Annotated in this window: 23 protein-coding genes; 21 read left to right on the top strand and 2 right to left on the bottom strand. The window is 42.2% G+C overall.

Going from position 1 to position 26,047, the window contains the following annotated elements; genetic code table 11:
- Nucleotides 1-192: 192 nt before the first annotated feature.
- The 8 genes from Ami103574_RS09295 (at nt 193) to Ami103574_RS09260 (ending at nt 8,333) form a co-directional block, all read left to right on the top strand.
- Nucleotides 193-783, top strand: coding sequence for a hypothetical protein (locus tag Ami103574_RS09295; RefSeq protein WP_163066758.1), 591 nt, complete (start codon nt 193-195; stop codon nt 781-783).
- Nucleotides 783-2,450 (top strand): flotillin family protein, encoded by a 1,668-nt coding sequence (locus Ami103574_RS09290; protein ID WP_163066757.1) that lies wholly within the window; start codon nt 783-785, stop codon nt 2,448-2,450. Before Ami103574_RS09295 ends, Ami103574_RS09290 begins: the two co-directional genes overlap by 1 nt.
- Nucleotides 2,451-2,602: 152 nt before the next feature.
- Nucleotides 2,603-3,226 (top strand): sporulation membrane protein YtaF, encoded by a 624-nt coding sequence (ytaF, locus tag Ami103574_RS09285; RefSeq protein WP_163066756.1) that lies wholly within the window; start codon nt 2,603-2,605, stop codon nt 3,224-3,226.
- Between the two features lie 184 nt (nt 3,227-3,410).
- Nucleotides 3,411-4,049, top strand: a complete 639-nt coding sequence (locus Ami103574_RS09280; RefSeq protein ID WP_163066755.1) for a hypothetical protein — start codon at nt 3,411-3,413, stop codon at nt 4,047-4,049.
- Nucleotides 4,050-4,194: 145 nt separating this feature from the next.
- Nucleotides 4,195-4,437, top strand: coding sequence for a type II toxin-antitoxin system Phd/YefM family antitoxin (locus tag Ami103574_RS09275; RefSeq protein WP_163066754.1), 243 nt, complete (start codon nt 4,195-4,197; stop codon nt 4,435-4,437).
- A 268-nt stretch (nt 4,438-4,705) separates the two neighbouring features.
- A complete protein-coding gene (locus tag Ami103574_RS09270; protein ID WP_163066753.1) occupies nt 4,706-6,373 on the top strand; it encodes a SulP family inorganic anion transporter in 1,668 nt (555 codons plus the stop codon).
- 239 nt (nt 6,374-6,612) lie between these two features.
- On the top strand, nt 6,613-7,533 hold the full coding sequence (locus Ami103574_RS09265; protein WP_163066752.1) for a tyrosine-type recombinase/integrase: 921 nt from the start codon (nt 6,613-6,615) through the stop codon (nt 7,531-7,533).
- An 83-nt stretch (nt 7,534-7,616) separates the two neighbouring features.
- Nucleotides 7,617-8,333, top strand: coding sequence for a class I SAM-dependent methyltransferase (locus Ami103574_RS09260; protein ID WP_163066751.1), 717 nt, complete (start codon nt 7,617-7,619; stop codon nt 8,331-8,333).
- Here Ami103574_RS09260 and Ami103574_RS09255 read toward each other — a convergent pair.
- Nucleotides 8,330-9,337, bottom strand: a complete 1,008-nt coding sequence (locus Ami103574_RS09255) for a GNAT family N-acetyltransferase (protein WP_163066750.1) — start codon at nt 9,335-9,337, stop codon at nt 8,330-8,332. The genes Ami103574_RS09260 and Ami103574_RS09255 overlap by 4 nt on opposite strands.
- A 564-nt stretch (nt 9,338-9,901) precedes the next feature.
- Here Ami103574_RS09255 and Ami103574_RS09250 point away from each other — a divergent pair.
- On the top strand, nt 9,902-10,066 hold the full coding sequence (locus Ami103574_RS09250) for a hypothetical protein (protein ID WP_163066749.1): 165 nt from the start codon (nt 9,902-9,904) through the stop codon (nt 10,064-10,066).
- A gap of 18 nt (nt 10,067-10,084) precedes the next feature.
- Nucleotides 10,085-11,689, top strand: coding sequence for a recombinase family protein (locus Ami103574_RS09245; protein WP_163066748.1), 1,605 nt, complete (start codon nt 10,085-10,087; stop codon nt 11,687-11,689).
- Here the strand turns inward: Ami103574_RS09245 and Ami103574_RS09240 are convergent.
- A complete protein-coding gene (locus tag Ami103574_RS09240; protein ID WP_163066747.1) occupies nt 11,668-12,504 on the bottom strand; it encodes a hypothetical protein in 837 nt (278 codons plus the stop codon). The two genes, Ami103574_RS09245 and Ami103574_RS09240, sit on opposite strands and share 22 nt — an antisense overlap.
- A gap of 134 nt (nt 12,505-12,638) precedes the next feature.
- Here Ami103574_RS09240 and Ami103574_RS09235 point away from each other — a divergent pair, with 134 nt between their 5' ends.
- From Ami103574_RS09235 to cbiD, 11 genes are all read left to right on the top strand, one after another.
- The gene (locus Ami103574_RS09235) at nt 12,639-13,190 is read left to right on the top strand and encodes a DUF6648 family protein (protein ID WP_163066746.1); all 552 of its coding nucleotides are present in this window, start codon (nt 12,639-12,641) and stop codon (nt 13,188-13,190) included.
- Nucleotides 13,191-13,209: 19 nt separating this feature from the next.
- On the top strand, nt 13,210-14,625 hold the full coding sequence (locus tag Ami103574_RS09230) for an MBOAT family O-acyltransferase (RefSeq protein ID WP_163066745.1): 1,416 nt from the start codon (nt 13,210-13,212) through the stop codon (nt 14,623-14,625).
- Nucleotides 14,626-14,636: 11 nt separating this feature from the next.
- A complete protein-coding gene (locus Ami103574_RS09225) occupies nt 14,637-15,842 on the top strand; it encodes an alginate O-acetyltransferase AlgX-related protein (protein ID WP_163066744.1) in 1,206 nt (401 codons plus the stop codon).
- Nucleotides 15,843-15,946: 104 nt separating this feature from the next.
- Nucleotides 15,947-18,271: an S-layer homology domain-containing protein gene (locus Ami103574_RS09220; protein WP_163066743.1), complete on the top strand. Its 2,325-nt coding sequence runs from the start codon at nt 15,947-15,949 to the stop codon at nt 18,269-18,271.
- Nucleotides 18,272-18,385: 114 nt separating this feature from the next.
- Entirely contained in the window at nt 18,386-19,225 is an 840-nt protein-coding gene (locus Ami103574_RS09215) for a polysaccharide deacetylase family protein (protein ID WP_163066742.1), read from the top strand.
- 144 nt (nt 19,226-19,369) lie between these two features.
- Entirely contained in the window at nt 19,370-20,620 is a 1,251-nt protein-coding gene (locus Ami103574_RS09210; protein WP_163066741.1) for a M16 family metallopeptidase, read from the top strand.
- A gap of 63 nt (nt 20,621-20,683) precedes the next feature.
- Complete coding sequence (locus Ami103574_RS09205; protein WP_163066740.1) at nt 20,684-21,202, top strand: dCTP deaminase/dUTPase family protein; 519 nt, start codon at nt 20,684-20,686, stop codon at nt 21,200-21,202.
- Nucleotides 21,199-22,284: a cobalt-precorrin 5A hydrolase gene (locus Ami103574_RS09200; RefSeq protein ID WP_163066739.1), complete on the top strand. Its 1,086-nt coding sequence runs from the start codon at nt 21,199-21,201 to the stop codon at nt 22,282-22,284. The genes Ami103574_RS09205 and Ami103574_RS09200 overlap by 4 nt, the downstream gene beginning before the upstream one ends.
- Complete coding sequence (gene cbiE, locus Ami103574_RS09195) at nt 22,281-23,534, top strand: precorrin-6y C5,15-methyltransferase (decarboxylating) subunit CbiE (protein ID WP_163066738.1); 1,254 nt, start codon at nt 22,281-22,283, stop codon at nt 23,532-23,534. Before Ami103574_RS09200 ends, cbiE begins: the two co-directional genes overlap by 4 nt.
- Entirely contained in the window at nt 23,534-24,904 is a 1,371-nt protein-coding gene (locus Ami103574_RS09190) for a cobyrinate a,c-diamide synthase (RefSeq protein ID WP_163066737.1), read from the top strand. Before cbiE ends, Ami103574_RS09190 begins: the two co-directional genes overlap by 1 nt.
- Nucleotides 24,877-26,040 carry a cobalt-precorrin-5B (C(1))-methyltransferase CbiD gene (cbiD, locus tag Ami103574_RS09185; protein ID WP_163066736.1) on the top strand — a complete coding sequence of 388 codons (1,164 nt, stop codon included), beginning with the start codon at nt 24,877-24,879 and terminating at the stop codon, nt 26,038-26,040. The genes Ami103574_RS09190 and cbiD overlap by 28 nt, the downstream gene beginning before the upstream one ends.
- Nucleotides 26,041-26,047: the final 7 nt, after the last annotated feature.

The following is a 26,047-nucleotide window of genomic DNA, read 5'->3' as shown; positions in this document are numbered from 1 at the left end:
ACGGAGGAAGAAGGGGAAATGGTACAAAAAATTGTTACATTATAATAAAAAATGTGATATTATGGAAAAAACAAAATAAAAAAACGAACTATTGCAAGAGCGTATTTGGAGGAGTTGGAAAAGAAGTATAGCATTCAGTCCTTGGAGAGGGACTATAAACACTACTACTTTGTAATACGAGGAGGATGAAAAATGACAGAGTTTTTAGCAGGCTATGAAACGCTTAGCTTACTAGAAAAAATTTATACGGTATCCCTGATTATTGGAATCATTGTACCACTATTAGATTTGTTAATGGGTGTTCTATCCATCGGTCTTCATGTAGGTGCCGATGTCGATATCAGTATGGATTCTGATATGAATTTTGCTAGTACATGGTTACCGCTTAGTCCCTTAGCTATTTTATCATTTCTTGTTTTATTTGGTGGAGGAGGGCTTGTCTCTTTATATTTTGTGAATGAAAAGATTAGCCTAGTGTTTGCCGTTATCCTTGGATATTCATTTGCAATAGTAATGAATAAATTCGTTATTATCCCGCTAAAAAAAAACCGCATGACACCTCCGAAGTCTGGAGAAATAATAGGACATACGGCTAGGGTCACCAGTTCTATCATTGAATCTGGATTTGGAGAAATTGTGATTATCATAAATAGGGTAACTCTAAATTATACGGCAGCATCAAGCGATAACGAAGCGATTGGCTATGGAGAGACTGTTAAAGTATTAGAATTGAAGGAGAATGGCGTTGCCATTGTCCGGAAAGAAAAAAAGGGGGAAATTTGATGTTTAACTCATTGATCGTGACCGTGGGAGCGGTCGTCTTAGGTATTATTCTTATTATTTTAGTTATTTTAACCGCATGGAAAAAGGTTCCAGCGGATAAAGCAGCTGTTGTGACCGGTCTTGGAAAGAAAAAAGTGGTTACTGCAGGCGGCGTTATTGTCATTCCTGTACTCCAAAGAATTGACTACATTTCATTGCAAAACGTGCGATTCCCAATTGCCATGCAAGATGCAATGACAAGGCACGGAGTTCCAATTAATACGGAGGGCATCGTCGTAATTAAAGTACAAAATACCGAAGAAGCTATATTAATGGCAATGGAACAGTTTAATGATGTGACACCTGCGGTGACGAAAGAAAAGATTATTGATACGGCAAAGGATGTTTCCGAAGGAAAGCTAAGAGAAATCATTGCGACTCTTACGGTGGAAGAAATATATAGTGAAAGAGATAAATTTGCATCAAAGGTTCTGGAAGTAGCAGCGGAACAGTTAAATGTATTAGGTTTGGAACTAAAATCTTTTTCCATTAAAGATATCTCAGATAAGAATGGATATCTAGAAGCACTAGGTAAGCCTCAGATTGCCGGAATTAAGAGGGACGCGCAGATTGCAGAGGCAGACGCTTTAAGAGAAACACAGATTAAAACCTCCGAGGCTAAGAGACTTGGTGCAGCTGCCCAATTGGAAGCAGACGCTAAGATTGCAGAAGCACAGAAAGAGGCAGACGTTAAGGTTTTAGAGTACGAACAGCAGAGACAGCTAGCTAAGGCTAAAACCGATGCTTCCTATGAAATCCAACAAAATATCACCAATATGGAAGTTATTAATACTGAAATGGACGCGGCTGTTCTAAAAGAAGAAAGACAGAAATCTGTAAAAGAAGCCGAAATTCAAGTAGAGATTGCGGCTGCAATTAAAAGCACCGAACTTGCAGAGAGAAAAGCGGAGCGTAAACAAAAGGAACTACTTGAAACAGTTGTAAACCCTGCTGCAGCTGAAAAGCAAAAAGTAGAGTTACAAGCAGAAGCCGATAAGATTAAGACTGTTAAGGCGGCAGAAGCGGATGCAGAAGCCAAGAAACTAAATGCGGAAGCTGAAGCTGCAATGATTAAGAAAACAGGAGAAGCTACAGCGGAGGCAATTAAACTGAAAGGGCTGGCAGAAGCAGAAGCTATGGAAAAGAAGGCAGATGCATACGCTAAATATGGTGATGCTGCTATTATTGACATAGTTATTGATAAACTTCCAGAAATAGCAAGAGCAATTGCAGAACCAATGAGCAAAATTGACAAGATTACGATTATTGGTGGCGGAGACGGCGCTGGTGGCAGTGCAACAGATGTAACGAAGATGGCTCTTGGTAGTTTAACTGCTATCACGGAAGGAATGAAAGATGTCTTGGGATTTGACATGACAGAGGTGATGAAAGCGAATACTTATGCTGGAAAAACGGATCAGAATATTAACTTTAATCTTGATGTGCTGACAGATGAGGAAAAGACAGCGGCTTTCGCAGGAACAGCGACAGTCCTTAAAGACAAATTTTTAGATGAAAAAACACTGACAAAAGCAATTGTTGAAGAAACACCAGAACCTGTTGAATCTGTTGATACAGCTGATACTGCTGAATCAATTGACCCAGTTAATGAATCGGAAGAGAGTTGATCTACAAAGAAGGTACATAAGCCAAGGTTTGGATAGTAATTTATACGCAAGGCCATTTTTTATTGGTTCTTGCCTATAATTCATGGTATGTAACACAGTTCCTCAATATTGCATAAAATAATCACGAATCATATTATGTGAGAGGAGACCTTATGACTTGGCTATTTATACTCGGCTTTGCATTATCATCAAGTCTTGATAACTTAGGCGTAGGCATTACTTATGGAATAAGAAAAATCCGAATTAGTGTCTTTTCAAATACCATTATTAGCATTATATGCTTTTTGTTTAGTTTCTTAGGGATTTTGTTCGGGAAATGGGTTTCTACCGTAATTCCTGGCATACTTCCCGTGCTTTTGAGTGTAATTCTCTTATCTGCTATTGGTTTACGAATTATATGGTTGTCATTATCCCACAAACAACAAGCAGAAGAAAAGGAAGTTTGTGAGATAAAAGGACTTTCTTCAATTCTGAAAAACCCTGAATGTGCTGACTTTGATAAATCAAAGGATATTGGAATTATTGAAGCACTCGTGCTTGGGGTTGCACTTTCAACCAATGCACTGACGAATGGTTTAAGTGCTGGACTGCTGGGTTACACGCCTATGGCTATTTCTCTTACAGCAGCTATTGGCAGTTTTTTGATGGTGCAGCTTGGAATTAAAGCAGGACAAAAAGTTGCAGACATCCAGATCGGACCATTTCAGTTAGGTCAATTTGGAACCCTAATAAGCGGAATACTGATTCTGTTGATAGCAATCCGAAGCTTCATATGAAAGATAACAAAGGCAGAAAATAATCCAGAGATTTCTTCTGGATTATTTTTTTATAGGAAAAAGTAACACTAGGAGACTCTTATCTCTTTACAATATCATGAAGTATATTGTGTGAAATCTTATAGAAATTGTAGATTTAATAGGCTATAATAATTTTTATTAAACGTAGAGAGGTAGTGTGAAAATGAGTATCAGAGAGCAAGAAGATATGCTTTTTAAAACAATGAAGGCGGTTGAACCTAAACTCGTTACAGATGGCGTGGTAGAGGAAAGCTCCTATCTGCTTGCGAAGTATAAAATTGTATTTGTATTGAAAGAAGTAAACGGCGGGGAGAATTGGGACTTAAGAGAATTCCTGCGCGGCGGAGGGCGTTCTCAAACATGGGATAATGTGGCTCGATGGACAGAAGGGCTGTTGAATTTGGAGCAGAATATCCAATGGGAGGATTTGGAGCAAAATAATGAGCAAAGACGAAACACTTATCTGAAAAAAATCTGTGCTCTTAATCTGAAAAAAACATCAGGTAGCTATACCGCTGACCATAAAATAGTAGCCTTAGCAGCTCAAACAGGCCGCAATTATTTAAAGCAGCAATTTTCTTTCTATAATGCAGACATTGTAGTTTGTTGTGGAACGGAAAAGCCATTTTTGGAATGTATCTATGAGGACAGCCATATAGAATGGAAACGTACTTCCAGAGGAATCTGGTATACAGTCACCGACAGAATTATTATAGCCTTTGCCCATCCAGCTTCAAGAACCAAAGACTGTTTTTTATATTATGCACTAATCGACGCTGTTCGTGAAATCCTAATGGGATAGAATGAGGAACTTATTGTTACTATCTACATTAATATCCTACCGCCGAAGGATGCCTTTTATCTGTTTATTGAATAAAATAGGTTGTATTTATCCTATAATCGGCATATGATATTAATAAACAGAACCTAGAAGGGAGGAATTAGTTATGCAAATAAATACAGACAGCCTAGTTTCCATCACAGAAGCTAATCAAAACTTTTCAAAGGTTGCAAGACTTGTTGACACAAATGGCATAGCGATTATCTTGAAAAACAATACCCCCCGGTATGTGCTTTTGGAATACAGCCAATTTCAAAATGACGAGTTTGCCGATAACGCAACGGTGCAAGAACTCGGTCAAAATATTGTAAAGCGGCATTTTTCAACATTTAATGGACTTGCTAAATGAAAAGATTAAAGAAGAAGCAGAAACTTATTAAATTTATTATTGAGCATAGCTAACGCAAACCTCAGTCGGTTACACCTCTGAGGTTTCTGTTTTGTATAAGATTTTAGGTTGTCTGAATCGTTATTATTCTTGTAGTGCTTCATGCAAAAAGTGTGCTGACATGTGTAGTAAAAATATAATCAGTTCACTAACTGTGCTAAAGCATTTAATAAAGAAAGGAAAAAACAATTTTTTGAAAAAATAACAGAAATTATTAGGGAGAAATATAATGGAAAAATTAAAACCGAAACTTTTTTCGGTCATGGAAAGTTATAATGGGCAACAATTTATAAAAGATGTAACTGCGGGTATTATCGTTGCAATTATAGCATTACCACTTTCGATTGCACTTGCTATTGCATCAGGAGTTAGTCCGGAAAGGGGACTCTATACGGCAATTATCGCTGGGTTTTTAGTATCATTTTTTGGAGGTAGCCGAGTTCAAATTGGTGGACCAACTGCTGCATTTGTAGTTATAGTATATGGGATAATTCAGACGCATGGGTTTGATGGACTTGTAATTGCAACCATAATGGCAGGAATTATTTTAATCGCCATGGGATTTTTACGATTTGGAAGTTTAATTAAATTTATTCCGTATACTATAACTACAGGATTCACAGGTGGCATAGCAGTAGGTATAGTTGCTGGTCAGATAAAAGAATTTTTGGGACTTGATATGGGTGCTGTTCCCTCCGGATTTATTGAAAAAATAAAAATATATTCAGAGAGCTTACATACAATTGATTTATCAGCATTGCTAATAGGTGCTATATCTTTAGGGATATTAATTTTCTGGCCTAAGATTACAGATAAGATTCCCGGTTCTTTAATAGCTATCATTGTTTCCGTATTGCTTGTTAAAAGTTTAAATTTGCAAATTGATACGATTGGTAGTGTTTATGGAGAAATCTCTGCCAGTTTACCTTCATTTCACATACCCGAAGCAGACTTTAAAACTATATTGCAATTAATTCAGCCAGCCTTTACCATTGCCATTCTTGCCGGAATAGAATCTTTATTATCTTGCGTCGTATCAGATGGTATGATAGGCGGTAAACACCGCTCCAATATGGAATTAATTGGTCAAGGTATCGGAAATGTCTTTTCTGGACTTTTTGGTGGGATTCCGGCGACTGGTGCGATTGCTAGAACTGCGGCTAACGTAAAAAATGGTGGACGTACGCCAATTGCTGGAATAATTCACGCCATTACACTATTATTAATTTTGCTGGTATTAATGCCTCTGGCAGCATTAATACCTTTGTCTGTGCTGGCAGCAGTGCTAATGATGGTGGCTTATAATATGAGCGGATGGAGACAATTTGTTGAATTGCTAAAAACTTCACCTAAAAGTGATATTATTGTCTTAGTGGCCACTTTTCTTCTGACGGTATTCTTTGATCTGGTAATTGCCATTGAAGTTGGGGTTGTGCTATCCTCTTTTCTTTTTATGAAACGTATGTCAGAAGTAACGGAAGTAAATGGCTGGAAGTATGTTGAAGATTTAACAGATGAAGATTATATAAATGACATTGAGAATATTAAGTATAAAAAAGTGCCCCAAAATGCTATGGTATACGAAATTAGCGGACCGATGTTCTTTGCTGCGGCCCACAAATTTATAGATATTACAGTTGAAGGAAAAGTAAAAAAGAACGTTTTGATTATAAGGATGAGAAGTGTCCCCTCTATGGATGTAACGGCTCTTCGTTCCATCCAAAAAATCCATAAAACCTGTAAAAAGCAGGGCATAACACTGCTATTTGCCCATGTGCAAAATCAGCCCATGTCTGTTATGAAAAAAGCTGGATTTGATCAGTTAATAGGATTAAATAACTTCCTGCCCCATACAGATGATGCGCTTGCACGTGCCGAGCAGTTGAAATGCAGCTAATACTGTGTCTTATCACAAATACTAATTTGAAATCACTGGGTGTATGTAAATTTATTTGAAGAATTAAAGGCTAGAGGCCTAGACTTGCAAATAAGAAATAGAATAAACATGTCAAATTAAAAACCCCTTAGCGATGTTGTTAGGGGGTTTTTGTTTTCCTAAGAATTTAGTAAACTTAGACAAATAAGCAGTTATCCTCCATAATAAGTTTGTTACTTTAACATCAGGAGGATAAAGACATGTTTGATTTAGAAAAGGCTATCATTACTTATTTGGAATATTGCCAGTACCAAAAAAAACTTAGCGACAAAACCATAAAAGCATATCGTATTGATTTAAATCAATTTCAAATATATGCAGAAGATACTGGACAAGTCATAAATAGGGTATATTTATCAAATTTTATAACAGGTTTACATAAGCGTTTTAAACCCAAGACCACCAAGCGGAAAATAGCCGCATTAAAAGCTTTTTTTGCTTACCTGGAGTATGAGGAAGTTATCCAAGAAAATCCTTTTTCAAAAATAAAAGTTAAATTTAGGGAACCATCATTGCTTCCTAAAACTATTTCTGTAGAGAATTTGCAAAAACTGTTTTACAGTGCCTATCATGAGCAAGAATTAGAGGCAGTAGGGACGCCTTCTAATAAGTCAAGAATACGGGATATAGCTGTGCTGGAACTGCTCTTTGCCACTGGAATACGTGTATCAGAGCTGAGTTTTATTACGTTGGCCGATTTTGACTTAAACCAGGGTAAAATTCTTATACAGGGAAAGGGATCAAAAGAACGGATGATACAAATTACTAATGTGCAAGTTTTAAAGGCGTTATCTGCTTATTGCAAGGCTTTTTCGACCGATTTAAAGAACAGTCAGTATCTCTTTGTCAATCGAATAGGAAAACGGCTATCAGAGCAGTCGATACGCTTTATGATAAAAAGGTATGCAGAGCAAGCAGGAATTGCCGAGAAAGTCACACCACACATGTTCAGGCACACTTTTGCCACGATGCTTCTAGAAGAAGATGTGGATATTCGTTACATCCAGCAAATTTTGGGGCATAGTTCCATCTTGACAACGCAAATTTATACTCATGTGGCATTGAGCAAACAGCGGGAGATACTCACAACCAAGCACCCCAGAAATAAAATTACCTTTTGATAAGGGGAAGAGTGCCTTTTTGTCTCATGAATAAAGGATAATATAAGATTATCCTTTAGATATTTTGAGAGAAGAGGAATGAGATGCATAATATTAATCAGAATCAAATAAAAGATTTCTATAATAACATAGATAAGATTTGGGATGAGAATGATGCTTGGCATCAATATTCAAATAAAGCTATCTCTCACTACTTAAAATCAAAAAGGGATGTTCTTAAAAACACGGTTATTCTTAACGCTGGTTCAGCTGGAAATAGCTACGGCATAGCTTGTAGGCAGATGTTCCATGTTGATATTGCAGACAAGAAAATTCAGGGGTTAGAAAATTCAGTTGTAGCCAGTATTGAAAATCTACCTTTCGAGAACAACAGCTTTGATAATATTATTTGTGTTGGAAGTGTATTAAACTATTGTGATGCTGTAGCAGCTATATCTGAACTATATAGGGTTTTGAAAGACAACGGTAATCTTATCATAGAATTTGAAAGTAGCTGGGGGTTTGAATATTTAGGACAACAAGTGTATAAAAAAGAAGCGAGTATTATAACCACTGAGTATATTGAAGAAAAACACACCCAATGGTTATATTCACATAAATACATTTATAGTATCTTAAAATCTTATGATTTTCAAATCATTGACAAGCAAACATTTCATATTATAGATGGCTTGCTATCCAAAGTTTTTGTAGATAAAATGGCAGTTTCATTGAACTTTATTGATAAAATCATAAAAGAAATACCACTTTTAAATCAACATGGAAATAATGTTATATTGCATTGCTTAAAGAAATCTTAGCTATCACTTTTTTTTGCAATAATAAAAGTGATAAGTGCTGGGATCGTTGCAGTTATTAGAGTTCCTAATAAATTATTGTTTGTAGTTGTTAAAGATATATCCAAAATATCTAAAGCTTTACTATACAAAAATAGAAGTACTATTGGCATGATTATTATAGTTGGAACAACCATCCACCAAATACGACTTTTCTTTTGCCTTTTTATTGGAATTGGCTTCATAGAAACTTGAGCACCATTATCGATTTGAGAACAATTGCTATAAACTATTGGTAGTGGTGATATTTCATTAAGAAAACTCTCTTTGATTGATGTCCAGCACTTATCAATAGTAATTTTGTATTCTTCAAATTGTGCTGACTCCAGAAAAGGAGTATACCAATTATACCAGTAATCATAATACATAGAATAAATAATATTGAGGTAGGTATCTTTATTAAGGCTTTTGGATTGCCCCGTACCCTCTTTTATATATAAGTATGCTTGAAAATTGCTTTCATGGTTATCAATCCCTAGTGGCAATGCATAATATAAGGCTTCAATTTTCCCGTATTCTTTCAGACATAATATCTTCAGTGCAATCTGACTTTCTCTGTCTATTTCAGTTCCGGATCCTTTGTTACTTATTTCTGTAATATAATATGAAATTTCAATGCCATTCTCACTGTAGAAACTTTCAATTAAGCTTTCATATACTAGAAAAATCGTTTGATTTCTATAGTTCTCTAGAACTGCAAGATATTCGTCAATAACAATTTTTGTTCTGTTGATATAGGTTGTCATTGAAAAGCCAATAACTTCACCATTCAGATATAAAACAAAAGCATATACCTGAAAATCAGTTCTACCAGTTGAATTTTCCAACCAATAGGAAATTTCGTTACTTTTTGTTCTGATTTCAAAAGGCGTCGTTTCAACATATATTTTTAAAGCCTTTAAGTAATCAGTATCTGAGGCTCTAGAGACAGATTTAATTGCAAATTTATGTTCAAGTTGATTACTCACATTCCCTCCAATAATATATAATCTTATATTATCCTTTACTATTACTATAAAAAAATAACTTCATATTGAATTACAACTTTCCGAAGAACACAGCATTTATTCCTTAATATTTCAACCATCTTAGCTAATTTCATTGAAGAAATATGTTTTGCTTCTCGTAACTATTTTATCTTCATCTTATTGCGCCTCATCTCAACCAATTAATTTAATTTTAGCATAAACAAGAAATTATTACACGTAATTTTTAGCTTTCGTTAATTTTAGGTGATATTCAATCAAAGTTGCTAGAAAAAAGAAAGTTTTCTGAATGTTCGAGGGTATGCTATTATGCTGATTCTGCAGGATATAGTCAATTAGGGCACAGAATGATTAAGATTGTTTCTAGTTCAGGGGCAAATATGGAAAGGTGACTAGAACCAGAATGAAAGTAACTGCGTACCAGTGTGTTGTTATTCGTGCCAGAAGGCGCATATGGGGACCGCTGCGATGAACCCCTATCCGCATAAAGTAGCGGCTAAAATAATATAGTGTATCAATGTTATTAAATAGAAGGGAGAGTATGCCATGTCAAGTAAAAAGGGTAAGCCTGTAGAAGTTATGGTAGTAAATATATTTAAAAACCCAGAAGAACAACGTAAGAGCTTATTTTTGGACACCATGACTAAAACCATCGCTCGCAGTGAAAAAAACCTTAGAATCATTCCAACCGGCAGCTCCGTGAACAATTAAACGGAGGGGAGGCTGGGAATGACAATAATAGCGGTAGGCTATAGTCGATTAAGTAAAGAAGATGTAAACAAGCAAGGCTGGGATAACGACAGCGAGAGCATAAAAAATCAGCATTACCTGATTCGGGATTATGCGGAGAAAAAAGGTTGGCAGCTGGTAGAAATCTACAGCGATGATGACTACAAAGGCTCTGACCGCAGCAGGCCAGAGTTTAATCGGCTTATATCGGATATGTATGCTCACAAATTCCAAGTAATTATATGCAAGACTCAATCCCGTTTTGCCAGGGATATTGAGCTGATTGAAAAATACATCCACGGTGTGTTTATGGAGGAAAACATCCGTTTTGTTACCATAGAAGACCATATTGATACGGCTAACATGAACAGCTCATCCAAAAAAATTTCTCAGCTTCATGGCTTGACCGATACCTGGTATCTAGAGGATTTATCTCACAATATTTCCGATGTACTGGACATCAAGCGGAAGAAAGGGGAGTATATTGCCTCGTGGCCTCTGTATGGCTATCTGAAGAGCCCTGATGACAAGAATAGGCTGATTGTCGATCCAGTAGCCGCAGAGGTTGTCCGGTCTATCTATCAGATGTACTTAGCTGGAAATGGCTTACAGCGGATCGCAAACAGCTTAAACCAGCGCAGCATTCCTAATCCTTTGAAATATAAGCGGGATGCAGGCATGAAAATTGGCGCCAAAAGCCGTATGACCTCCAAGTCCTTCCTCTGGCGAAATGACACCATCGGGCGAATATTGGATAATCAGATGTACATAGGCGATATGGTCCAGGGCAAACTGAAAAAGGTCAGCTATAAGAGTAAAAAGCTTGTTCGCCAGCCGGAAGAGGAATGGATCATTGCGGAGAGCAAGCATCCGCCTATCATAGACCGGAACACCTGGGAGCGAGTGCGAAGTATTCGCAAATCTCGAATTAAGCCTAGGAGAGACGGTATCGTCAGCATGTTCAGCGGAAAAATTCGCTGTTTGGAATGCAAGGAACTCATGTATGCTGTTACTTATCCCAGGCAGATTAACGGTCGGAAATCTAAAACGGAATTTAACACCACCTTTCGCTGTTCGAAGAAGATGATGAATAAGGAGGCTTGTCCTGCTACTGGTATCTCCATGGCAAGCTTGGAAAAGTACATAATTGACGAATTGAAAAAGCTATCGGAGCTGTATTTTGACGAATGTATCATACAGGATCAGCTGACGGTGACTGATGGCAGGCAAGAAACCTTGGAGGGGATGAAGCAGGAAGAGTTCCGGTTGAAACGTTTGCTGGAAGAAAACAAACTAGCAGTTACCACCCTCTATTTAGACAAAGTAAAGGGGCTGCTAATGGAAAAGCAATTCGTACAAATTAGCGAGCAGCTGGCGGAAAGCGGGCGGATTGCAGAAAGTGCTCTGAAGAAGGTAATGAGGGAGAGGGAAGGGCTGTCTAGGGAGCAGAGTAAAGAAGAAAACCTTATGGAAATTATTTTAAAATACAAAGACATAGAAAGGCTGGATAGAAACATTGTGCTGGAGCTCATTGATATCATTTATGTAGGCAAGGAAGATCGAAAGAAAAATCAGCGAGTCATTCAGATTGCTTGGAACTTCTGATATGTAGGCCGTTTCTTGGCGAATATAAAAAATCTTATAATACATGGCTTTACACAAGTAATGCAGATCGCAATGATGAGATTTGCAGATACCTCTCCGTTGGCGCCGATGGTCAAGTCTCTGCCGCAGTTATTCGTAGCTAGTCTAGTCTCACAAGCGGCGTTGCAGAATTCGGTGAACCGAGGAAGAAAAGCGGTATCAATGGTAGAAGGCATACAGATCTCGAAAAAGTTTGTAAGTACTAATGGTTGAGCATTGGTGGCAATATTCACATCTGCACAGATGGTAAATACCACCTCATTATTGTTTCTGTCCAAGAGCAGCAAGTCGATAAATACCTGCACATTGCCGGTAACTTCGATGGTCTGGGTACCAAAAACAGGTGTTCCCATGCAATTTTCATCGCATTCGCTGGTGTCTGCATATAATATTTTTTCTGAGAACGTTCCGTCAGGTCCTACTACCTCAATAGGGTTGCCCTGACTGTTGTGTAAAAAAGTCGCGCCGGAAATGGTGGTGTTCAGGTTTAAACTTAGATTTCTTGGATCGTCTATGTTACCTGGGTTAAAGAACCTCTTACAGCGTATGTCTAAAACTCTTCGAACTCTATGGCCTCGGGGTAAATTAGGTGTGAAGCGCTGGTTTTGAACAGTTTTCATTCCCTGGAGATTAAACAGTATGGCGTCATATACTTTTTGAACATAGAGAGGTTCTGTTATTACATCGTCCATATTACCGCTAAACTCACAGAGCGTATTTGCATTGCAGCAATTCTGATAGAGGTCCGGCGATACTTTGTTGCCGAAACAACTCATATATTTCCCTCCTTCATGTGGCATGATAGTCTTTATGCGTTAGTATATGAAAGTTTGAAATAGTGTGTTACTGGAATTTGCATTTTCAAGCGCTTTCATATATAATTAGAGATTATGTGTTAGGAGAGAGAATCATGGCAGCAGGCATACGAAAGACGACCTTTGACGAGTTTTTTGATAACAGGAAGGCGCTGATTTATAAATATCAAAAAGGAGATTTGACTAAAAAAGAATTTATTGAAGAGCATTATTTTTTCATTATCCGGCTGAACTTAAGGCCTTTTCAGCGGATTGATTCCTTTGAAAAGGGCATATACAATTACCAATATCACAATGCTATAGCTAAATATAATACGTTGCGGGCCAGGGACAAAAAGCTCCTGGAAAAGCACCCAGATTTAGTCCGAGAGATTGAAAATAAAGTCAAATACCACTACAATAAAAAAGATGAATCCATTATCCGATTGCTGCGGTATCTGGATTTTGAGAACGTGGAGGCTTATTACATCAAATCAAAGTCTGAATATCTCAACAATCGGCTGATTGAAATCGTCCTTTTAGACTATGAGGATGTCATTCTGCACACGATTAATGGGGGCATCGTGGAGGAGCTGAAGCGAGAAGGAGTTTTCGAAGAGGTGCGAAAACGGTCTAAAATCGATAATTACGTCAACAAAAAGTATTAGAATCTACGGAGATATAAACATGGTATTTTCATCAATTATTTTTATTAGCTGTTTTCTACCGGTGGTGTTGCTTCTCTATTACACCTTATTCCGTTTTAGCCGCCGGGTGCAAAATATTTTCTTATTGATTATCAGCTTGGGGTTTTATGCCTGGGGAGCGCCAAAGTTCGTTCTGGTGCTGTTGCTTTCGGTGCTAGTCAACTGGGGATTTGGTTTGCTTATCGATCGGGTCCGTCTGGATAAGATCAAATCCCGGATTACTATAGCGCTCATGCTGGTTTACAATCTAGGCATCATTTTCGCATTTAAGTACTTAATGTTTACAATGAAGAATATTCAGGTTGTCACTGGCCTGGACTTTACTATTCCTAAAATTGCATTGCCCATCGGCATTTCTTTCTTTACCTTTAAAGCAATTTCTTATGTGGTGGACATATACCGGGAAAAGGCCAAGGTACAAAAAGATCCGCTCAACGTGGGCCTCTATATTACCTTTTTTCCACAGCTTTTAGCTGGGCCGATTGCTCGTTACGAGGACTTTGCGGAGCAGATTGAAGAGCGGCATGCCAGTTTTGATGACGTGTCTGAAGGAGTCTGCCGCTTCCTGGTGGGGCTGTGTAAAAAGGTGCTTCTAGCTAACAACTTGGCCCTGGTGGCAGACAAGGCTTTTAAGCTGTTGGGCACCGATGACCTGTCATTGGCTATGGCTTGGTTAGGAGCAATCTGCTATACGCTTCAGATTTACTATGACTTTTCTGGCTATTCTGATATGGCTATTGGCCTGGGGCGTATGTTTGGTTTTCGCACAGCGGAAAACTTCAACTATCCCTACATATCTAAGTCCACTACAGAGTTTTGGCGAAGGTGGCATATTTCCTTGGGCTCCTGGTTTCGGGATTACGTTTATATTCCACTGGGAGGCAACCGGGTAGAGGGTCGGTATCGGCTTTTGTTTAACACGTTTGCGGTATGGGCGTTAACGGGGTTGTGGCATGGTGCGAACTGGACCTTTATCTGCTGGGGATTATTGTACTTTGTCTCCATATCGGCCGAAAAGGCTCTTGGGGTGGATAAGATGCAATCCCATAACGTCCTTCGCCACGTTTACACCATGCTATTGGTCATGTTCGGCTGGGTGCTTTTCCGAGCAGACAATATCGGTGAAGCCCTTTTATATTTGAAGACCATGTTTGTGCCCGGCGGAGCGGGATGGATTGATGCAGAGGCCATGGTGTGCACGAAGGAATATATAGTCTTTCTGTTTTTTGGCTTTCTCTTTGCCCGGCCTTTTGCCAAAAAGCTGGCCAAGACGAAGGCTGCTCAGACAAAACCGGCTCAAATATTATATGTTGCTGCTGTAATGGTATTATTCTTGGCCTGTATCGCTTATATGCTGAAAAGTGCCTATAATCCGTTCATCTATTTTAATTTTTAAGGAGGAAGGCTGTGAAAATAAAGAAAGAGCACGTTACGGCTATTCTTTTCTTCGGCATTTTAGCGGTCATGCTGATTGGCTTACTGACCTACAAAGATAATGACCCCATCAACGATTTCTTATTGGAATACAGAGTCAAGGTTCTTCCGGGAACGCCTGTCTTGGAACGGGTGGAAGAGGCGGTTAAGATTGCGGAAGATACGGTCTACGAGGAGACTTTTCTCAAGGAAGAATCCAATACATATTATGGCTTAATCCAACGGATTATCGGCAAGCACATTGTAGCTGATGCGGGATATGGCGAGATTTACAAGACAAAATATGACCAGATTATTTTCAAGGTCAGCAAAAAAAACTTTCGGGTGATGCGCTCTTTGGATGCGGTAGAAGAATTAAAGTCTAAATTGGACGAAGCTGGCATACCATTTTTGTATGTACAAGCGCCTTTTAAGTTGTCCGATGATGAACAGCAACTGCCAGCTAACAAAAAGGATTACGCGGATTACAATGTAAATTTGTTCTTAAAGGGTCTGGACGAGCGAAATATCGACTATCTGGATTTGCGGCCGTTGCTGCGAGATGGAGCGAAGACCCAAAATCAACTGTTCTTTAACACGGATCACCACTGGCGGATTGAGACGGCTTTTGAAGCTACCGGCCACATCATGGATGAACTAAATAAGGATTACGGTTTTAACATTGACAGCCAATATCAGGATTTAAAGAACTATAAACTCACTACTTGGAAGAACTGTTATCTGGGTTCCATGGGGCGGCGGACGGGTCAACTTTATTCCGGTCTGGATGACTTCACCCTGATAACCCCGGCTTTTAAGACTAGTTATACCTTGCATGAGTTCGACTATGGTGCAGAAAAAATATATAACGGCTCTTTTTACAACGCCATACTGGACAAGAAATACCTGGTGAAAGATGCTCCTGTGGATTTGAACCGGTATGCCGTTTACCATGGGGACAATGAGGAGCTAGTCTTTGAAAATAATCTGGTAAATGGTGGCAAGGTGATGATGATTAAAGATTCCTTCGGTCTACCGGTGTATTCCTTTTTATCCCTGGGTATCCATGAGCTGAGAGCCTTGGACTTACGGCTCTTTGACCGCTCGGTGGCCAAGTACGCGGTGGAAAACCAGCCGGATGTAGTGATTCTTTTGTATAACGGGGATACCTTTAATGAGGAAATGTTTGACTTTACGTAATGGAACCGTAACTTGAAGTTTCGGAGGTCCATGTTAAAATATAAAGTGTCGGCTGGTAGAAAAAGAGAACTTGCCGACGCAAAAGTTCGCATAAGGGGGAAAACATGAGGAAAAGAACGAAATTTTTAGCTGTTTCCTTAGCTATTTCAGTAATTGCCGCAAGCTTTTCAGGCTTCACCTATTACGATGGCTTCGGAAACGTTTACCTGGACTCAGAAAAGAAGATCTTTGATGGGGTCACCTATCACGAACAGATTGGGGTCAGCAGCACAAACGGCATGGAGAAGGCCTTTTTCGTCCAAGCAGATACCTTGTCTGGAAAGGTCCAGCCACTGGTCTTTAATGGCGAGGTGAGAAGTGTGGCTACGGTGGGGACCATGGCTAAGTATGCGGAAGAACAAGGCTATAAGGTGCTGGCTGCTATCAATGGAGACTTGTACGACACCTCTACTGGTACACCCAAGGGCTTAGTCATACATAACGGCAATATTGTCACCTCCGGTTACGCACCGGATCGGGTCATCGCCTTCGACAGCCAAGGGCGGGCCTCCTTGCAATATGCCAACCTCAGCTATACGCTGAAGGGAACCCTTTCTTATGAGGACAATTCCACTGGTGTGGTGCAGCAGGTACAAGCACCGTTTTCATCTAACATCGACTACTATAATGTACCTCACGGAGCGGCTAAGGGTCTGCATCTGTTTAACCGCCATTATGCCTCCAGCACCAAAACAGCTGGCAGCTGTATTGAGGTGGTGGTGGACTGCGGAAGTGCAGATAACATCCAAATGCAGATTGGAAAGACCATCAAGGGTACGGTCAAGTCAGTCAATGTAGATGCCCACAATACACCGATAGGAGCCAATGAAGTGGTTCTGTCTACGGTCTCTGGATCGGCTTCTGCATCTCAGCTGTATAGCATGGTGGTGGGCAGCGAAGTGGAGATTGGCGTCAGTGATAACGGCGGTACTGGATTGGCCAACGCCGTAGAAGCCATCGGTATCTATTATTCCCTGTTGGAAAATGGCAACATTGTCACCTCTGGCACGGGATTGAATCCAAGGACGGCAGTTGGCATCAAGAGTGATGGAACTGTTGTCCTCTATGTGGTAGACGGCAGGCAGACCAATTCCAAGGGTTTGAATCTGGTCCAAGTGGCCAGCCACATGAAGGCTTTAGGTTGTACCTATGCCTTTAACATGGATGGCGGAGGGTCTACGGCATTATACTCCAGGCTTCCCGGTCTGGAAAATGCCGTAAGCATTAAAAATGTTCCCTCTGAGGGCTCTGAGCGAAAGGTGGCCAACGGTTTACTGTTCGTTTATAAGGCAGGAAGTGGAGACAGTACTGCTCAGAACTTAAATCTGTATCCATCGTTGACTTTGGCTATGCCGGGGGCTAGCGTGCAGATTAACAGTTATGCCTCCAACAGCCAGTTTGAGAAAGTAGCGCTGCCATCGGCCATCAATTATGAGGTGGAAGGCGGCAACGGCAGTATCACCAGTAATGGCTTGTATACGGCGGGAGACACGGAAGGCAAAGTGAATATCGTTGGTACTTCCGGCAGCATGTCGGGTAGTACACAGGTGGAAGTAGTGAAGAATAATCTTACCATTACGCCGTCTGTGACGAACTTATACTTAAATGCTGGACAGAGTTCAGACATCAACTTGTCCGTCAAGAGCGGCCCAATCAATGTGGTTTCCAGTGATAAAACCTTTACCTGGTCTTGCGATGCGGCCATCGGCACCATTGATGAAAATGGCCTCTTTCAGGCGGGAAGTAAAAATGGTGTCACCGGCAACATCTATGCGGCCTATAACGGCTATGCCATCACCATACCAGTACAGGTTGGATCCATGACGGTGGACTTCAAGGATACCACCGATCATTGGGCGAAGACCTACATCGGTTCTCTGGCCGCCAGAGGTATCGCAAATGGTATGGGAGATAACCTGTACTTGCCAGATGCTCAGCTGACTAGAGCTCAATTCCTGGCCCTGCTGGCCAAGACTCTGGATAATGTAGACATAAGCAAGTCTAATCCAGCCGGATTTACCGATGTGCCATCCAGTGAGTGGTACTACAACTATGTAAACTGGGGCTATGAGAACGGCATCGTCAGCGGTATGAGTCAGACGACCTTTGAGCCGAATACAAATATCACCAGAGAGCAGATGTCGATTATGCTTTGCAAATTTGCTACCAGCCAAGGCTTACAGCTGCCGCAGAACGCTTCGGCTATTAGCTTTACGGATCAGGCAGCCATTAGTGATTGGGCGGTCAACTACGTGAATACTGTTGTTGGTGCAGGAATCATCAATGGACAGCCGGAAGGAAACTTCCAGCCGCAGGGTTTGGCTACTCGGGCTCAGGCAGCCAAGGTGGTTTACGTGTATCTGAACGTTCGAGACGGAGTTAATAAGTAATCTCCTATATTCGTAACTGTTGTACAATTTAAAAGGGATTTCTGTGAAAATTTCAGGGAATCCGACACATAAAAAAGGCACCTCCACGCATAAGGTTAGTGGGGGTGTTTTTTTATGAAAAAGAAAATCTGGGGTCCTGTAGCTATTGCTATATTTGCGGTGGCAGCCACCGGGGTGCAAGGGTTTACGTACTTGGACCGCATCTTAGCTAATCAGACAGCTGAGGCTTGGAACGCAATATATGACCGACAAGAGGAGACGATAAAATCGGATGGGGTCGATGCGGCCAGCGCGCCTGTGGCCACAGATGGAAGGGGTACGTCAAATCCGGCAGCCTTAACATCTGTTGACAAAGAGGCCGAGAGTCGAATCATTCGCAGCGGTCTGCCGGGGAATAACCTCTGTACCTTTGCCTGCAATGTGGACTGGGGAGAAGATATTTTGCCCGGCATGTTAGAGGTTTTTAAGGAAAAAAATGTCCGCGTAACTTTTTTCGTTACGGGTCGATGGGCAGAAAATAATCCGGAACTGTTGAAAGAAATGTATGATGCTGGTCATGAAATTCAAAGTCACGGTTATAGCCATGCCTTGTGCAGTGATATTTCTTCAGAGAAGGTTGAAGAAGAGATTGAGAAGACAGAGTTGGCCATTATCGACGCCATCAACATAAAACCTAATTATTTTGCCCCGGCTGCCGGAGACTACGATGAACGCACGCTGGAGATTGCTGAGCGGCTTGGCTACAAAGTGGTCCTGTGGAGTTCAGATACCATCGACTGGCGGGAAGGCTCTTCGGCAGATGTTATTACCCAACGAATTATGGCGAAGCCCCTGGATGGAGCCATCATCCTCATGCACCCTAAGCCGGAGACTCTAAAGGCTTTACCGGATTTAATCGAACAAATAAATGCACAAGGTTGCAGGATTGTCCCACTTTACAGAATGCCTGTATAAATGTATAATAAATAGATATGACTATCTAATAATAGCTTGTTCCAATTATAAAATAATTGGACGGCAGAGGAATAAGATGTTTCACAAGTCCATGATTTGTAGAAACCTACTGCTAGAAAATAATGAAAGAAAAACGGTGAGGATATGATTGAAACGAAAAAGTTGGACTGCGGTATACGCATTGTGATGGAGCAAATTCCCCATGTTCAGTCGGTTGCACTGGGCATTTGGGTAAAAGCTGGCTCTGTTGATGAAACAACGAACATTTCCGGCATTTCTCACTTCATTGAACACATGATGTTTAAAGGAACCAATCAAAGAAGTGCAAAAAAAATTGCAGAAGATGTGGATCGTATAGGCGGACAGATAAATGCATTCACCGGAAGAGAGGCCACCTGTTACTACATGAAGACCTTGAGTTCCAATGCAGAAGAAGCGGCCGAAATCCTGCTGGATATGTTCTTAAACTCCACCTTCGATGAAGAAGAGATGAATAAGGAAAAAAAGGTCATCTATGAAGAAATGAAGATGATTGAAGATACTCCAGATGATTATGCCCACGAGATGATCAGTGATTTGATTTTTAAAGGCAGCATCTATGAGAATTCTATCATTGGCACCCGGGATACCCTTAAAGGCATATCTCGGTCTATTTTAAAGCAATATGTGGATCAGGAATACACTCGGGACAGCATTGTCATTTCCATAGCAGGAAATGTGGAGATGGATAAGATGTGCCAGTTTTTTGAGGGCAGATTAAAGCATTTAAAAGCGGAAAAAGCCCATAAGCCTTATCGGGATCAGGCTTATGAGCCTCGTTTTCAGGTAAAGGTTAAAGAAATCGAGCAGACACACATCTGTATGGGAACCAGAGGACTTCCTTTAGAAGACGAGAATTATTATGCGCTGGCCCTGCTGAGCAACATTATGGGTGGCAGCATGAGCTCGCGGCTTTTCCAGAACATCCGGGAACAGAAGGGCTTGGCGTATTCGGTATATTCCCACGCTAGTTCTTATGTAAAGTCGGGTTACTATAACATTTACGCTGGAGTAAGCCATGACAAGATTGCGGAAGCAATCCAGGGCATCAAGGAAGAGCTGGAGCTTTTGAAAACCCAAGGTATTACGGAAGATGAACTGCATGTGGCCAAGGAACAGTTGAAAGCCAGCTACATCTTTGGGCAGGAAAATGTCAACGGCAGAATGTTCTCCACTGGCAAAAATAGTATTTTGCTGGATCGGATTTATACGCCGGAGGAGGTTATCGGGGAAATCGATCGGGTCACAATGGAAGACATGAAGAAGGCTTCTAGTTTGATTCACAACATTGAGAACTATTCTGCTGTGATGGTTACCAACAAAGAGTGGGATTTAAAACAGCTGATGCAGGCATAAAAGAGGAAATGACAGGCCATAAAAACGTAGAACTAGAGAAAAAGATGAAAAGAAGGTGAATCAATGCAGAAGGTGGCCAAGTTTCACAAGGTGAGTTTGCAGCAGTTTGAGCGGGACTGGGTAGAAGCATTTGGTGCAGGACAGCCTGTCAGGGATATTTACAGCGGAATTCCGCTACCCCGACGGGCTACTTTTGGTTCCGCTGGTTATGATTTTGTTCTGCCTGGAGATTTAAAACTGGGTCCAGGGGAAACAGTGCGGATTCCTACGGGAATACGGGCTCAAATGAGGGCGGGCTGGGTGCTCCTGTGCTTTCCTCGGTCGGGGCTGGGCTTTAAATACCGTCTACAGCTGGACAACACGGTGGGAGTTATTGACGAGGATTATTTTAATGCTGAAAATGAAGGACATATTCAGATTCAGCTGACCAATGATTCCAAGGAGGGTAAGACCTTAGTTTTGGAAGCTGGACAGGGGTTTGCTCAAGGCATATTTCTGCCTTTTGGCCTGGCGGAAGGTGATGAAGCCGGCGGGCAGCGAACAGGCGGCTTTGGCAGCACGGACAACAAGGGGGACATATGAGAATTGCGCTGATTTCCTTCACGGAAAAGGGAGGAACAATCTGTAAATTAATAGCAGAGAAGCTGTCTCTCCAGGGAGAAATGTGTCTGGCCTACGGCACGAAGGATCGGGCTGCCGATCAAGGGCTGATTCCTTTGGACAAGCCTTTGACCAAATGGGCTAAAGAGGCTTTTGAAACCAGCCAAGCCTTGGTTTTTGTTGGCGCTACAGGGATAGCGGTGCGAGCCATTGCACCGTACTTAAAAGGAAAGGACCAGGACCCGGCGGTTATTGCTGTGGATGAGCGAGGGCAGTATGTGATTTCGCTATTATCGGGGCATCTGGGAGGGGCTAATCGGCTGGCTTCTGTTATCGCTGATGAAATAGAGGCAACTCCGGTTATCACTACGGCCACCGATATCAACAAACGGTTCGCCGTGGATGTATGGGCTCAAAGTCAACAGCTGAGTATTGTCAATTTAAAGGCGGCCAAGCAAGTATCGGCAGATATATTAAACGGAAAGACCGTTTATTTTTACTGGGAAGGCCGTTTAGAAGGCAGCTTGCCCAAAGGACTGGAACTGGTGGATGCAGTTACCTTAAAGAGTAAAATCCATGGTGGAGAAACCTGTATTGTGGTTACAGAAAAAGTCTTGGATTCGCTGAAAGGCAGAGACCGTTTTGTACTCCAGCTGGTACCTAAAAACATTTCTATCGGCATGGGCTGTAAGAAAAATACGCCTTTTAAGGCGGCTTCTGAGCTGTTGGAACAGACGATTTCACAGTTGAATATCCGTCGAGAAGCAATCTGCGGCCTCGCTTCCATCGATTTGAAAAAAGATGAAAAAGCGCTGATTCGCTTGGCGGAAAAGTTGCAAGTTCCTTTTATTACCTATTCTGGGGAGACACTGATGGAAATACAGGGCGAATTTACGTCCTCTTCTTTTGTGCGTCAGGTAACTGGCGTGGAAAATGTGTGTGAACGAGCAGCTTTGGCTGGTTCCGGAGGGAGCTTCTTGTTGAGAAAACAGTCGTTGAACGGCGTGACTATCGCTGGGGTCCGACGGGATGTGGTCTTAAAATTTACGGAGAGTGATGTATGAAGAAGATTTACATAATTGGTATAGGCATGGGTAATCCGGATACCCTGACCGTAAAAGGAAAACATTTAATAGAGAAAAGCCAGGCTTTGATTGGCGCTCGGCGGATGGTGGACAGTCTGGCAAAGACGGATCAGCAGACCGCATACGCCATCAGCCCGGAGAATATTTTGACTTGGTTAGAGGAACATCCGGATATCCTGTGGGGGTCGGTACTTCTTTCTGGAGATATCGGATTTTTCAGCGGCGCAAAGAAACTTCGCCGTTTGATTAAGGAGCGGTATGGTTCTGTGTTCGGCAATGAGCAAATTGCTTTTGAATATATACCGGGTATCAGTTCCCTAGGCTATTTTGCCTGTGCGATTGGCTTGTCTTGGGAAGATGCCGAACTGGTGAGTCTCCACGGCCGCCAAGAGAAATCTGCTGTGCAAGCGGTTTTTAATCACCCGAAGACGTTTTTTCTGACCGATGGCACGGAGAACACGGTGCAGGCTATCTGCAACAGGCTGGTAGAAGCCGGTTTAGGCGATGCCGAGGTCTTTGTGGGAGAGCGGCTTTCCTATGTGGAGGAGCAAATTACCAAAGGAACGGCCTTAGAGCTGGGGAAGAAGGAGTTTGAACCGCTGAGCGTGATGATGGTGTTGAACCCAGAGGTTTCTCAGCGGGAGAAGTGCACCTTGGGTATTGGTGATGAGGAATTTATCCGAGGCAATGTGCCCATGACCAAGGAAGAAGTGCGCACGGTTACTGTATCGAAGATGAATTTACGCAAGGGCGATGTGGTATACGATATTGGTGCCGGTACCGGTTCGGTATCGGTGGAACTGGCTTTAGCTTGTTCTATGGGCGCTGTCTATGCAGTGGAAACGAACCAGGAAGGCCTGGAACTGATTCGCCAGAATAAGGAAGCCTTCGGTGCAAGGAATCTTCACGTGGTGTCAGGCATGGCTCCGGCAGCTTTAGAGGGGTTGCCCCCACCGGACAAAGCTTTTATAGGCGGCTCCAAGGGAAACCTGGACGAAATCATCCAGAACCTGCTGCTGAAAAATTCCCATGTGCGGATCATTATCAATGTGGTAGCCTTGGAATCTCTAGGAGAAGCGATGTCTTGTATCAAGAAATACGGTTTTCAGCAAGTGGATATCACTCAGCTTAACGTGGCTAAGGCCAAGACACTGGGCAGCTATAATTTGATGATGGGACAGAATCCTGTATATATTATTGCAGTACAGAAAAGTTCAGAGGCAGTATAATGGAAACGAAGATTTTACCAAGAGTTATCATGGGAGCGCCGGGCAGCGGCAGCGGAAAGACCACGGTGGTCTGCGCTATTCTCCAGGCGCTACTGAACAAAAAAAAGCACGTGGCATCCTTTAAATGCGGGCCAGATTATATCGATCCCATGTTTCACAAAGAAGCTTTGGGATTGAGTTCCAGAAATCTGGACTTGTTTTTCAATGATATTGAGACGATTCGCTACCTGTTGGCTAAAAATGCTGATTCAGGCGATATCGCGATTATTGAGGGGGTCATGGGCTATTATGATGGTATGACGGGAACCTCCTACGAAGCCAGTTCTTATGATCTGGCCAAGCGGACGGAAACCCCCGCCGTATTGATTTTAGATTGTAAGGGGAAGGCCATTTCCATGCTGGCGGAACTCAAGGGCTTTAAGGAGTTAGAAGCGGACAGTCAGATTAAGGGGGTTATTCTCAACCGTATCTCTCCGATTATCTATGAGGAGATTAAACCGCTCTTAGAAGAACGGGCGGGGGTGAAGGTGCTAGGCTATATGCCGACGCTGAAAGAATGTTCCCTGGAAAGTCGTCACCTAGGGCTGATTACAGCTCAGGAAATCGGCAACCTGAAAAAAATACTGGACACATTAGCTAGACAGGCGGCGGAGACCATTGATTTAGAAGGGCTTCTGGAGCTGGCAGAATCTGCCCAGCCAATTTCCTTTAATCGGCCAACTATTGTCAGCGGGGCAAAGGTACGCATCGGCGTAGCCAGAGATAAGGCTTTTTGTTTTTACTATCAGGATAACTTGGACTTGCTGGAGGAGATGGGGGCAGAACTCTGCTATTTCAGCCCGCTGACAGATGAAAAGCTGCCGGAGGGTTTACAGGGCCTCTACTTTGGCGGAGGTTATCCAGAGCTATATCTGAAAGAGTTAGAAAAAAATATCAGCATCCGGGAGCATATAAAACAAGTTCTGGAGGCGGGAGTGCCTTGTATGGCTGAATGCGGCGGGTTTATGTATCTCCACCAGAGGGTGCAGGACCAGCAGGGCCAACCCTATTCTATGGTGGGGGCGATTGAGGGAGAAAGCTATTACGTGGGAAAGTTAGTGCGCTTTGGCTATATCCAGATGACAGCAGAAAAAAGCAATTTGCTTTGCGCAGAAGGGATGAGTCTGAGAGGCCATGAATTTCACTACTGGGACAGCAGCAATGCTGGAGACTGTTTTCACGCCCAGAAGCCTCGCCGAAAGCGGAACTGGAAGTGTGTCATTGGAAATGAGCAGCTTTATGCGGGCTACCCCCATGTGCATTTTTATTCCAACCTCCAAGGAGCAGAAAGGTTTGTGGATACATGCAGGAAGAGCAAAACAAGCAGTTAAATCCCAAGGCAGGTCAACTGCGCAGGGGGTACACGACCGGCACCTGTGCGGCGGCGGCGGCTAAGGCAGCAGCCATGTTAGCTCTGGGAGAAAAAATAAAGAACATACAGGTAGATACGCCGAAAGGAATTCCCTTGACTCTGATGCTACAGGACATTCAAGTCGGTCAGAAAAAGGCATCTTGTGCGATTCAAAAAGACAGCGGAGACGATCCAGATATAACCCATGGGATTTTGGTTTATGGTGAAGTGGAGCTGTTAGATCAGCCGGGACCCATTCTTATCGACGGAGGAACGGGCGTAGGCCGGGTGACTCTGCCGGGGCTGGCCTGTGACTTAGGACAGGCTGCCATTAACCCGGTGCCAAGAAAAATGATTGGCCAGATGGTGTCTCAGGCTTTTGACGAACTGGGGTATGAAGGAGGAGCCAAGGTAACCATTTCCATTCCAAAGGGGGAGGAATTGGCTAGACGAACCTACAACCCTCGTCTGGGCATAGAAGGCGGGTTATCGGTCTTGGGTACCAGCGGTATTGTGGAGCCCATGAGTGAGCAGGCCCTTATTGATACCATTAAGGTGGAGATGGACGTACAGAAGGCCTTGGGAGCGGAATATCTGGTTATTACCCCAGGGAATTATGGCGAGAAATTTTTAAAAGAACACTTTCTCCAAGGGGAGGTATATTCCGTTAAGTGCAGTAATTTTATTGGTGACAGCTTGGATTACGCAGAAGGGTGCGGGTTTAAAGGCATCCTCTTTGTGGGCCATATAGGCAAGTTGGTAAAAGTAGCAGGTGGCATCATGAACACCCACTCCAAATACGCCGATGCTCGAATGGAGATTTTGTCTGCCCATGCGGCCAGGTTAGGTGCCGAAGCAGAGCTTATTGAAGGAATGATGAATGCAGTGACCACGGACAGCGCCTACGAGTTGCTGGAAGCCTACAGCCCAGAGCTGAAAGACCGGGTGCTGCAAGCCCTGATGGATAAAATTGAATTTCATTTAAAGAGTCGCACCCATCAACAGATGGAGATTGGTGCAGTTATGTTTTCCAACAAGCACGGCTACTTGGGAAAGACCTCTCAAGTAGACGCCATTCTTGAAAAAATAGAGAGCAGTTTAGCAGAAAATAAATAAATGTAGA

This window comes from Aminipila butyrica, assembly GCF_010669305.1.
Lineage (GTDB): Bacteria > Bacillota > Clostridia > Peptostreptococcales > Anaerovoracaceae > Aminipila > Aminipila butyrica.
This window is presented reverse-complemented; position numbering and strand designations above follow the sequence as displayed.

Coding starts and splice junctions, on each gene's coding strand:
- Ami103574_RS09295 (WP_163066758.1), top strand. CDS start 193: ATGACAGAGTTTTTAGCAGGCTATGAAACGCTTAGCTTACTAGAAAAA.
- Ami103574_RS09290 (WP_163066757.1), top strand. CDS start 783: ATGTTTAACTCATTGATCGTGACCGTGGGAGCGGTCGTCTTAGGTATT.
- ytaF (WP_163066756.1), top strand. CDS start 2,603: ATGACTTGGCTATTTATACTCGGCTTTGCATTATCATCAAGTCTTGAT.
- Ami103574_RS09280 (WP_163066755.1), top strand. CDS start 3,411: ATGAGTATCAGAGAGCAAGAAGATATGCTTTTTAAAACAATGAAGGCG.
- Ami103574_RS09275 (WP_163066754.1), top strand. CDS start 4,195: ATGCAAATAAATACAGACAGCCTAGTTTCCATCACAGAAGCTAATCAA.
- Ami103574_RS09270 (WP_163066753.1), top strand. CDS start 4,706: ATGGAAAAATTAAAACCGAAACTTTTTTCGGTCATGGAAAGTTATAAT.
- Ami103574_RS09265 (WP_163066752.1), top strand. CDS start 6,613: ATGTTTGATTTAGAAAAGGCTATCATTACTTATTTGGAATATTGCCAG.
- Ami103574_RS09260 (WP_163066751.1), top strand. CDS start 7,617: ATGCATAATATTAATCAGAATCAAATAAAAGATTTCTATAATAACATA.
- Ami103574_RS09250 (WP_163066749.1), top strand. CDS start 9,902: ATGTCAAGTAAAAAGGGTAAGCCTGTAGAAGTTATGGTAGTAAATATA.
- Ami103574_RS09245 (WP_163066748.1), top strand. CDS start 10,085: ATGACAATAATAGCGGTAGGCTATAGTCGATTAAGTAAAGAAGATGTA.
- Ami103574_RS09240 (WP_163066747.1), bottom strand. CDS start 12,504: ATGAGTTGTTTCGGCAACAAAGTATCGCCGGACCTCTATCAGAATTGC.
- Ami103574_RS09235 (WP_163066746.1), top strand. CDS start 12,639: ATGGCAGCAGGCATACGAAAGACGACCTTTGACGAGTTTTTTGATAAC.
- Ami103574_RS09230 (WP_163066745.1), top strand. CDS start 13,210: ATGGTATTTTCATCAATTATTTTTATTAGCTGTTTTCTACCGGTGGTG.
- Ami103574_RS09220 (WP_163066743.1), top strand. CDS start 15,947: ATGAGGAAAAGAACGAAATTTTTAGCTGTTTCCTTAGCTATTTCAGTA.
- Ami103574_RS09215 (WP_163066742.1), top strand. CDS start 18,386: ATGAAAAAGAAAATCTGGGGTCCTGTAGCTATTGCTATATTTGCGGTG.
- Ami103574_RS09210 (WP_163066741.1), top strand. CDS start 19,370: ATGATTGAAACGAAAAAGTTGGACTGCGGTATACGCATTGTGATGGAG.
- Ami103574_RS09205 (WP_163066740.1), top strand. CDS start 20,684: ATGCAGAAGGTGGCCAAGTTTCACAAGGTGAGTTTGCAGCAGTTTGAG.
- Ami103574_RS09200 (WP_163066739.1), top strand. CDS start 21,199: ATGAGAATTGCGCTGATTTCCTTCACGGAAAAGGGAGGAACAATCTGT.
- cbiE (WP_163066738.1), top strand. CDS start 22,281: ATGAAGAAGATTTACATAATTGGTATAGGCATGGGTAATCCGGATACC.
- Ami103574_RS09190 (WP_163066737.1), top strand. CDS start 23,534: ATGGAAACGAAGATTTTACCAAGAGTTATCATGGGAGCGCCGGGCAGC.
- cbiD (WP_163066736.1), top strand. CDS start 24,877: ATGCAGGAAGAGCAAAACAAGCAGTTAAATCCCAAGGCAGGTCAACTG.